The organism is Falsiroseomonas oryzae (genome assembly GCF_027856955.1).
Lineage (GTDB): Bacteria > Pseudomonadota > Alphaproteobacteria > Acetobacterales > Acetobacteraceae > Falsiroseomonas > Falsiroseomonas oryzae.
Map to the genome: position 1 here is coordinate 1 of NZ_JAPSMD010000224.1, position 8679 is coordinate 8679.

At 73.2% G+C, this 8679-nt stretch carries 7 protein-coding genes and 1 other RNA gene; 2 read left to right on the forward strand and 6 right to left on the reverse strand.

Going from position 1 to position 8679, the window contains the following annotated elements; genetic code table 11:
- The 6 genes from ftsL to OZN99_RS19220 form a co-directional block, all read right to left on the reverse strand.
- Positions 1-353, reverse strand: a 353-nt coding sequence (gene ftsL / locus OZN99_RS19195) for a cell division protein FtsL (RefSeq protein ID WP_456299887.1), incomplete at its 3' end; no start/stop codon positions are given.
- Positions 350-1312, reverse strand: coding sequence for a 16S rRNA (cytosine(1402)-N(4))-methyltransferase RsmH (rsmH, locus tag OZN99_RS19200; RefSeq protein ID WP_270936876.1), 963 nt, complete (start codon positions 1310-1312; stop codon positions 350-352). The genes rsmH and ftsL, both read right to left, overlap by 4 nt.
- A complete protein-coding gene (locus tag OZN99_RS19205) occupies positions 1309-1785 on the reverse strand; it encodes a division/cell wall cluster transcriptional repressor MraZ (RefSeq protein ID WP_270936877.1) in 477 nt (158 codons plus the stop codon). Before OZN99_RS19205 ends, rsmH begins: the two co-directional genes overlap by 4 nt.
- A gap of 358 nt (positions 1786-2143) precedes the next feature.
- Positions 2144-2574: RNase P RNA component class A (rnpB, locus tag OZN99_RS19210), an RNA gene on the reverse strand.
- A 35-nt stretch (positions 2575-2609) separates the two neighbouring features.
- A complete protein-coding gene (locus tag OZN99_RS19215) occupies positions 2610-3287 on the reverse strand; it encodes an N-acetylmuramoyl-L-alanine amidase (RefSeq protein WP_270936878.1) in 678 nt (225 codons plus the stop codon).
- Between the two features lie 58 nt (positions 3288-3345).
- Positions 3346-4116 (reverse strand): TerB family tellurite resistance protein, encoded by a 771-nt coding sequence (locus OZN99_RS19220; RefSeq protein ID WP_270936879.1) that lies wholly within the window; start codon positions 4114-4116, stop codon positions 3346-3348.
- Positions 4117-4247: 131 nt separating this feature from the next.
- Between OZN99_RS19220 and OZN99_RS19225 the strand changes: the two genes are divergently transcribed.
- Both OZN99_RS19225 and OZN99_RS19230 read left to right on the forward strand, forming a co-directional pair.
- Positions 4248-7871, forward strand: coding sequence for a hydantoinase B/oxoprolinase family protein (locus OZN99_RS19225; protein ID WP_270936880.1), 3624 nt, complete (start codon positions 4248-4250; stop codon positions 7869-7871).
- Positions 7868-8679 (forward strand): AsmA family protein (locus tag OZN99_RS19230; protein WP_270936881.1); only part of this gene is annotated, 812 nt, incomplete at its 3' end. The genes OZN99_RS19225 and OZN99_RS19230, both read left to right, overlap by 4 nt.

Sequence of the window (8679 nt, forward strand, 5' to 3'; positions counted from 1 at the left end):
ATGCCGGCCGCGGGCGGCGCGGCGCCGGGCGGCGGCGCGAACAGGTCGGGCGCGCCGGCGAAGGCGACCGGCGCTGGCAGGCGGCGTTCGAAGTCGCTGGCGCGCACGAAGTGCTGCGGCTGCATCGGCTGCAGCGACAGCACGCGCGTGGCGGTCTGGCGCAGGCGCTCCGGCTCGTTCAGCAGCGCCCATTCCGCCCGCAGGATGTCGATCCGCTGCCTCGCCTGCTCGGTCTGGCGGCGGATCTCCGTCAGCTCGCGGTCCTTCACCGCGACGGCGTGCTTGACCTGGTAGAGCCAGGCCCCGGCCCCGGCGAAGGCGCAGAAGCAGAGCAGCGTGAAGGGCCTGATCATGCGTGCACCTGCGTCCCGGTCGCGAGGGTGTCGTGGGGCAGCTTCTCGATGGCGCGCAGCCGGGCCGAGCGTGCCCGTGGATTGGACGCCGTCTCGGCGTCCGAGGGGCGCAGCGCGCGGGGCGTGACAAGCGCGAAGTCCGGCCGATCCCGCCGCAGCAGCGAGGCCGGGTCGTGGCGCGAGGCGCTGCCGCTGCGCCCCGCCGCCTCCGCCATGGCGCGCTTCACCAGGCGGTCCTCGAGCGAGTGGAACGCGACCACCACCAGCCGGCCGCCCGGCGCCAGCATCCGCAGGGCCGCCGCCAGCCCGCGCTGCACCTCGCCGAGCTCGTCGTTCACCGCGATGCGCAGCGCCTGGAAGGACCGGGTGGCGCCGTCGAGCCCGGACGGGTCGCGGGGCACGGCGCGGCGCACGATCTCGGCCAGCCGCGCGGTCGTGACGATGGGCGACTCGGCGCGGGCGCGCAGGATCGCCCGTGCCACGCGGCGCGCATGCCGCTCCTCGCCGAACTCGGCGATGATCCGGGTCAGTTCGTCCTCGGGCAGGGTGTTGACGAGATCCGCGGCGGTCGGGCCCTCGCGCCCCATGCGCATGTCGAGCGGGCCGTCGGCGCGGAAGGAGAAGCCCCGCTCCGCCTCGTCGAGCTGGAAAGAGGACACGCCGAGGTCCATCACAACGCCGTCGAGCTGCGTCACGCCGCGCGCCGCGAGGCTGTCCAGCATGTCGCCGAAGCGCGCATGCACCAGATGGAGCCGGCCGGGGTAGCGCGCCACCAGTTCGGCGCCGCGCGCGATCGCCTGCGGGTCGCGGTCGATCGCCCACAGCGTGCAGTCCGCCGCCCCCAGGATGGCCGCGGCATAGCCGCCGCCGCCGAAGGTGGCGTCGAGATAGGTGGCTCCGGAGCGTGGCCTCAGGCTTGCCATCACTTCCTGCAGCATGACGGGGACGTGACCGCTCATGGCATGCCGCGCGGAGTCGTGTTGAGGGGGAGCGACGGCAGGCGAAGCTTCTTTTCGCGCACCTGCGCCATCGCCTCGGCGACATGCGCCCGGCCGGCCGCTTCCTCCCAGATCTCGAAGCGGTCGCTCTTGCCGAGGAAGGCGATGCCCTCCGGCAGGCCGATCGATTCGACCATCTGCGCAGGCAGCACGAGGCGGCCCTCGCCGTCATAGCGCAGGATCTCCGTGACGGAGATGAAGCCCGCCTCCCACGCTTCGCGTTCCTCGGAGTAGCTGTCGAGCATGCGGATGGCCTCGACCATCCGTTCGAACTCGGCGCGGGAACGCGCCTCGATGCAGGGATACTGGTGGGAGACGCGGAAGGCGATCTGCGTGACCCCGGCCGCTTCGAGTTCCTGCCGGAACGACGCGGGCACGGAAATGCGACCCTTGCGGTCCACCTTTCCGAAATGCGTGCCCACGAATTGGGTCATCGCGCTGCTGTCGCCCCCACGACAGCGGGTGGTCCGCCGTCCCCCGCTCAGCGGCCGGCGGGGCCCCCCGACCCCACCGGCTCGCCCGACCATCCCGAGTGACGATGCCCGAATGCCCCCCCGAGCAAGGCACCGTCATGGGATGACATGGGATAGCACGGGCAATTCCGGGGCCACAAGCACATTTCCCGTGAGCGGAGTCTCGGGCTGCCGGAAAAAAGGGCTGTTAATCAGGCGCTTGCATGATTCGCTTGGCGTGAGATGCTAAAGGTATACGAGCAGGTTAGATGACGATAGACCTCTTCGTTGTTTGTTCCTCGGATCGGCTTCGAAAGCTGCGAGTGGGCCGCGCGAGAGTGGCGCCGGGCGGCCTGTAAGCCGGGTTCTGTCCACGCCGCGGGGGTGAGCCCGCGGCGCTGGACGACCATTCCTCTGGACCCTGCGTCGCCGCAGGGTTCACGCGGCCAACCCGGGCGGCGGGGCGGGAATGCCCCTGCGTCCGCGGCTCTCGCCGCCACGCCGGCCGCCCCTATTCGGCCTTGCTCCCGGTGGGGTTTGCCATGCCGCCCCCGTCGCCGGGGGCGCGGTGGGCTCTTGCCCCACCCTTTCACCCTTGCCGCGGGAGGGTTCGCACCCTGCCGTGGCGGTCTGCTCTCTGTGGCACTTTCCCTGGGCCTCGGGGTCGCCCCCTCTGCCCGCCGGCCGTTGGCCGGCACCGTATTCCCGTGGAGCCCGGACTTTCCTCCCGCGCGATGTCGCCAACGCGCCGGCGGTCGCCCGGCCACCCGGCGCCGCCTGTGATGTCGCGCCTCGAGGCGCGCCGGTCAATTGCCTTCGCAGGCCGCCGCGACGGCAGCGAGCCGCGCCAGCGTGCCGGCATCGGCGACGCCGTCCACGCGCTCGGGCCGCCAGTGCCGCTGGAAGGCGCGCAGCAGCACCGGCAGCGCCAGGTCGGTGCGGTAGCCGATGCCGCGGAGCAGGCTCAGCGGATCGCCCTCGGCCTGCCCGTCCCGCGCCGGCCAGAGCCCGACGCCATTCGCCGCCAGGCCCTGCCAGTCGAACAACTCGCCCGGATCCTCCTTGCGGTCGGGGGCCACGTCGGAATGCGCCACCACGTTGCGCGCCGGGATGGGGTGGCGGTCCAGGATCTCCAGGCACAGCTCGCATACCGCCGCCATCTGCAGCGCCGGGAAGGGCCGGTAGCCGAATTCGTGGCCGGGATTCACGATCTCGATGCCGATGCTGCGCCCGTTGAGCAGCGCATGGCCGCGCCAGTGCGAGACGCCGGCATGCCAGGCGCGTCGCGCCTCCGGCACCAGGCGGAACACCGCGCCATCCTCCTCGACGACGTAGTGGGAAGAGACGCGCGCGACGGGGTCGCGCAGCCGCGCGATCGCCGCCTCGCCGCTGCGCATGCCGGTGTAGTGCAGCACCAGAATGTCCACCGGCGTGCCGGCCGGCCGTTCGTCGTGGTTCGGGCTGGGCCGGTCGCGGATGCGCATGGCCAGGTCGGCTGTCCCCTCACATCGACCCTCCCCGTAAGTGGGAGAGGGAGCGACCCTAGAGTCCGCGCTGCCGCTTGATCCGGTCCCAGGCGGCGTTGATCTCGGCGACCTTGCGGTTCGCGCGCTCGATGAAGTCGGCCGGCACGCCGCGCGACGCCAGGCTGTCGGGATGGTTTTCCCGCATCAGCTTGCGCCAGGCCAGCCGAACCTCCTCGTCGGTGGCGCCCGGCGTCAGGCCCAGCACGGCATAGGCGTCGTCGGTCTGCTGCTGCTGCGCGACGCGGGAGCCCGACTGGCCGCCCTTGGCGCGGTCCCAGGCGCCGTGGTCCAGGCCGAAGCGAAGGTGGACGCCCTGCAGCACCGGCAGTTCGCCGCGCGTGATCGGTCCGTCGGCGCGCGCGATGTAGAACAGCGCGGCCAGCACGTCCTCTAGCATGGCCCGGTTGTCCGCGAAGGCCTCGCCCAGGCGGTCGGCGAAGGGTTCCCAGCCCTCCGAATCCTCCCGCGCCCGGTCGAACATCTGGCCGACCTCCCGCAGGTTTTCCGGCGGGATGCGGAACATGCGCTTGAAGGCGTCGATCTCCTCGCGCTTCACCGGCCCGTCCGCCTTGGCGAGCTTGGCCGACAGCACGATGACCGAGATGGCGAACAGCGTCTCCTTGTTGCCGAGCAGGGCGGCGAGGTCGGCGGCGCCCGGCCCGATGCGGCCCGGCCCCATCGTGCCCTGGTCGGCCGCATGGCCCAGCGCCGCGCCCACCACGGCGCCGAGCGGCCCGCCCGTCAGGAAGCCGCCGACGCCACCGAGAATCTTGCCCCAGACGCCCAAGGGTCCGACCGTCTCCTGCCTGCCGCGGCGGTCCTAGCACGCGGGCCCGACGCGCGACACAGGCGCGGCGCCCCTTGCGCGGGCCCGGTCCCCGCGCCATTGCACCCGCCAGCGCAAGGGATTTCGCATTCATGTCCGGCTGGCAGTTCTGGATCGACCGCGGCGGCACCTTCACCGACATCGTCGCCCGCGATCCGGCCGGGCGCCTCTCCACCCGCAAGCTGCTGTCCGAGGATCCCGGCCGCTACCGCGACGCCGCCGTGGCGGGAATCCGGGCCTGCCTCGGCCTCGCCCCCGACGCCGCCATTCCCCCCGGGGTGATCGAGGCGGTGAAGATGGGCACGACCGTCGCCACCAATGCCCTCCTGGAGCGCAAGGGCGAAGCCGTGCTGCTGCTGGTCAACCGCGGCTTCGCCGACATGCTGCGGATCGGCAACCAGGCCCGGCCGCGGCTGTTCGACCTGCACGTGAGGCTCCCCGAACTGCTGCACCAGCGCGTTGCCGAGATCGGCGGCCGCATCTCCGTGGACGGCACCGAGATCGAGCGGCTCGACGAGGCCGCCGCCCGCGCGGCGCTGGCCGCGGGCTTCGCCGCCGGCATCCGGGCCGTCGCCATCGTGATGATGCATGCCTGGGCGCATCCGGCGCATGAGCTGCGGCTCGGCGAACTGGCGCGGGAGGCCGGCTTCACGCAGGTCTCGCTGAGCCACCAGGCCAGCCCGCTGCCGCGCATCGTGCCGCGCGGCGACACCACGGTGGTCGATGCGTACCTCTCCCCGATCCTGCGCCGCTACGTGGAGCAGGTCGCGTCGGAGCTGCCGGGGGTCAAGCTCTACTTCATGCAGTCCTCCGGCGGCTTGGCCGAGGCCGCCAGCTTCCAGGGCAAGGACGCGATCCTGAGCGGGCCCGCCGGCGGCATCGTCGGCGCGGCGCGCACCGCGGCGATGGCCGGGCTCGATCGCATCATCGGCTTCGACATGGGCGGCACCTCCACCGATGTCGCGCTCTACGCCGGCGAGTTCGAGCGCGCCTTCGAGACGCAGGTGGCCGGCGTGCGCATGCGCGCGCCGATGATGGCGATCAACACGGTGGCCGCGGGCGGCGGCTCCATCCTGTTCTTCGACGGCGCGCGCTTCCGGGTCGGGCCGGAGAGCGCCGGCGCGGTGCCCGGCCCCGCCTGCTATCGCCGCGGCGGGCCGCTAACCGTGACCGACGCCAATGTGATGGTCGGCAAGGTCCAGCCGCGGCACTTCCCCGCGATCTTCGGCCCGGGCGGCGATCAGCCGCTGGATGACGGCATCGTGCGGGAGAGGTTCGCCGCGCTCGCGCGGGAGATCGCGGCGGCCACCGGCACGTCGCAGACGCCGGAACAGGTGGCCGAGGGGTTCCTCCGCGTCGCCGTCGCCAACATGGCGAACGCCATCAAGCAGGTCTCCATCCAGAAGGGCCATGACGCCACGCGCTACGCGCTGCAGTGCTTCGGCGGCGCGGGCGGGCAGCATGCCTGCCTCGTCGCCGACGAGCTCGGCATGGAGACGGTGTTCATTCACCCCTTCGCCGGCGTGCTCAGCGCGTATGGCATGGGCCTGGCCGACCAGACGGTGATCCGCGAGGCCGCGGTGGAGGCGCCGCTGGCCGCGGGAGCGACCGACGCGCTGGCGCGGCGCCTGGATGCGCTGGAGGCGGAGGGCCGGGCCGAACTCGCGCGCCAGGGCGCCGACCCCGCCGCGCTTGCCGCCGCGCGACGCCTGCATCTGCGCTACCAAGGCACCGACACCTTCCTGCCCGTCCCCTTTGGCGACCATGCGACGGTGCTGGAGGCCTTCACTGCGGCGCACCGCCGCCGCTTCGGCTTCGCCACGCCCGAGCGCCCGGTGATCGTCGAGGCCTGCGTGGTGGAGGTCACCGCCCCGGGCGAGAAGGTGCAGGAGGCCGCCCTGCCGCCGCGGTCCGCCGGCGAGGCGATCCCGCGCCTCGACACCGTGTCGCTGTTCAGCGGCGGAGCCGCGCATGAGGCGCCGGTCTTCGACCGCGAGGCGCTGCACGCCGGCGACCGCATCACCGGGCCCGCGTTGATCCGCGAGGCGATCGCGACCACCGTCGTCGAGCCCGGCTGGACCGCCGAGGTCACCGCGCTGAACCACCTGATCCTGCGGCGCACGGAGGCCCGGGCGGCGGCGCGCATCGCCGACCTGTCGCGCCCCGACCCGGTGATGCTGGAGCTGTTCAACAACCTGTTCATGAACATCGCCGAGCAGACCGGCGCGGTGCTGCAGAACACCAGCCTGTCCGTGAACATCAAGGAGCGGCTGGACTTCTCCTGCGCGATCTTCGACGCGACGGGCCGGCTGGTGGCCAACGCGCCGCATGTGCCCGTGCATCTCGGCGCCATGGGCGAGAGCGTGCGCACCGTGATCCGGTCCCGCGGCACGAGCCTGAAGCCGGGCGACGTCGTGGCGCTGAACAACCCCTACAATGGCGGCACGCACCTGCCCGACGTCACGGTCATCACGCCGGTCTTCGACGCGGCCGGCCGGGAGATCCTGTTCTTCGTCGGCTCGCGCGGCCACCATGCCGACATCGGCGGCCTGACACCGGGCTCCACGCCCCCGGGCTCCAGCACGCTGGAGGAAGAGGGGGTGGTCATCGACGACTTCCTGCTGGTGGATGGCGGCACCATCCGGGAGGCGGAGTTCCGCGCGCTGCTGGCCTCGGCGCGCTACCCGGCGCGCAGCCCCGACGTCAACGTGGCCGACATCAAGGCGCAGGTCGCCGCCAACGAGAAGGGCGTGCAGGAGCTGCAGCGCGCCGTGGCGGAGTTCGGCCTCGACACCGTCCGCGCCTATATGCGGCACGTCATGGAGAACGCGGAGGAGAGCGTCCGCCGCGTCCTCGACCGCCTGCAGGACGGGTCCTTCGAGACCACCATCGACGACGGCACGCCGCTGAGGGTCGCCGTGCGCGTGGACCGCGCCAACCGGCGCGCGGTGATCGACTTCACCGGAACCGGCCCGCAGCGCCCCGACAACTTCAACGCCCCCGCCGCGGTGTGCCGCGCCGTCGTGCTGTACTGCTTCCGCTGCCTGGTGGGCCAGGACATCCCGCTGAACGACGGCTGCCTCGTGCCGCTGGAGATCGTGGTGCCGGAAGGTACCTTCCTCTCGCCCCGCAAGGGCGGCCCGGGCGGCGGCGCGGCGGTGGTGGCGGGCAACACCGAGGTCAGCCAGATGACCTGCAACGCGCTGCTCGCCGCCCTCGGTGCCTGCGCCTCGGCCCAGGCGACCATGAACAACGTCCTGTTCGGGGACGATGTTTACCAATATTACGAGACGGTCTGCGGCGGCACCGGCGGCGGGCCGGGATTCCCGGGCACCTCCGCGGTGCAGACGCACATGACCAACACGCGCATGACGGATCCCGAAGTGCTGGAGCTGCGCTACCCCGTCCGCCTGGAGGAGTTCGGCATCCGCCGCGGCTCCGGCGGCGCCGGGCGCTGGCCGGGCGGCGACGGGTCGCGCCGGCGCATCCGCTTCCTGCGGCCGATGGAGGCCGTCATCGTCGCGTCCCGCCGCACCGTCCCGCCGCATGGCCTGCAGGGCGGCAGCCCCGGCGCGCCGGGACGGCAATGGGTGGAGCGGCTGGATGGCAGCGTGCAGCCGATGAAGGGCCAGGACCGCGCCAGCCTCGCCGCGGGCGAGGTGCTGGGGCTGGAGACGCCCGGCGGCGGCGGGTGGGGCGCACCCGTCGCGGGATGAGGCGCGCGGCGCTCCTCTTCGGGTCGCTCTTCCTGCTGGTGCTGGCCGGGCTGTGGCTCGGCCCCCGCGCGATGGATTGGGAGCCCTGGCGCGACCGCCTCGCGGAGATCGCCTCCGACCGGCTGGGGCGGCAGGTCACGCTGGATGGCCCGGTGGAGCTTGCGCTGCTGCCGAGCCCGGTGGTGCGGGCCGGCGGCGTCACCATCGCCGAACCCGGCGGCGAGGCCGAGATCGGCTTCCGCGTCACCGCCCGCATGCTGCGGCTGCGCCTCGACCTCGGCGCGCTGATCGCCGGCCGGCTGGCGCCGCGCGAAATCACCCTGGTCGGCGCCGAGCTGACGCTGCCCTGGCCGCCCGGCCCCCTGCTCGCCTTCCGTCCGCCCGCCTGGATCACCGAGCTCGACGCGCAGGTGGAGGACGGCCGCGTGCGGCTGGGCGAGGCGGTGCTGGAAGGCGTCGCGGCGCGGCTGACCTCGGGCGGGGCGGCGCAGGCGCTGGAGATCCAGGGGAGCTTCGCCTGGGCCGGCCGCGCGGCGCGCTTCGCCGCCACACTCGGCCGACCGGGCTGGGACGGCATCGCGCCGGTCGAGATCTCGCTTGCCATGCCCGAGGCGAGCGGCCGGGCGCGCGGCGTGCTGGTGCCGGGCGGCGGCTTCGAGGGCACGCTGGAAGCTTCAGGCCCCGACCTGGCGGCGTTGCTGCCGAGCCCGCCCATCGCCTTCCGCGCGACGGGGCGGCTGACCGCTTCGGCCGACCTCATCGCGGCCGACGACCTGGCGATCGACCTCGGCGGCGCGCCGGCGCGGGG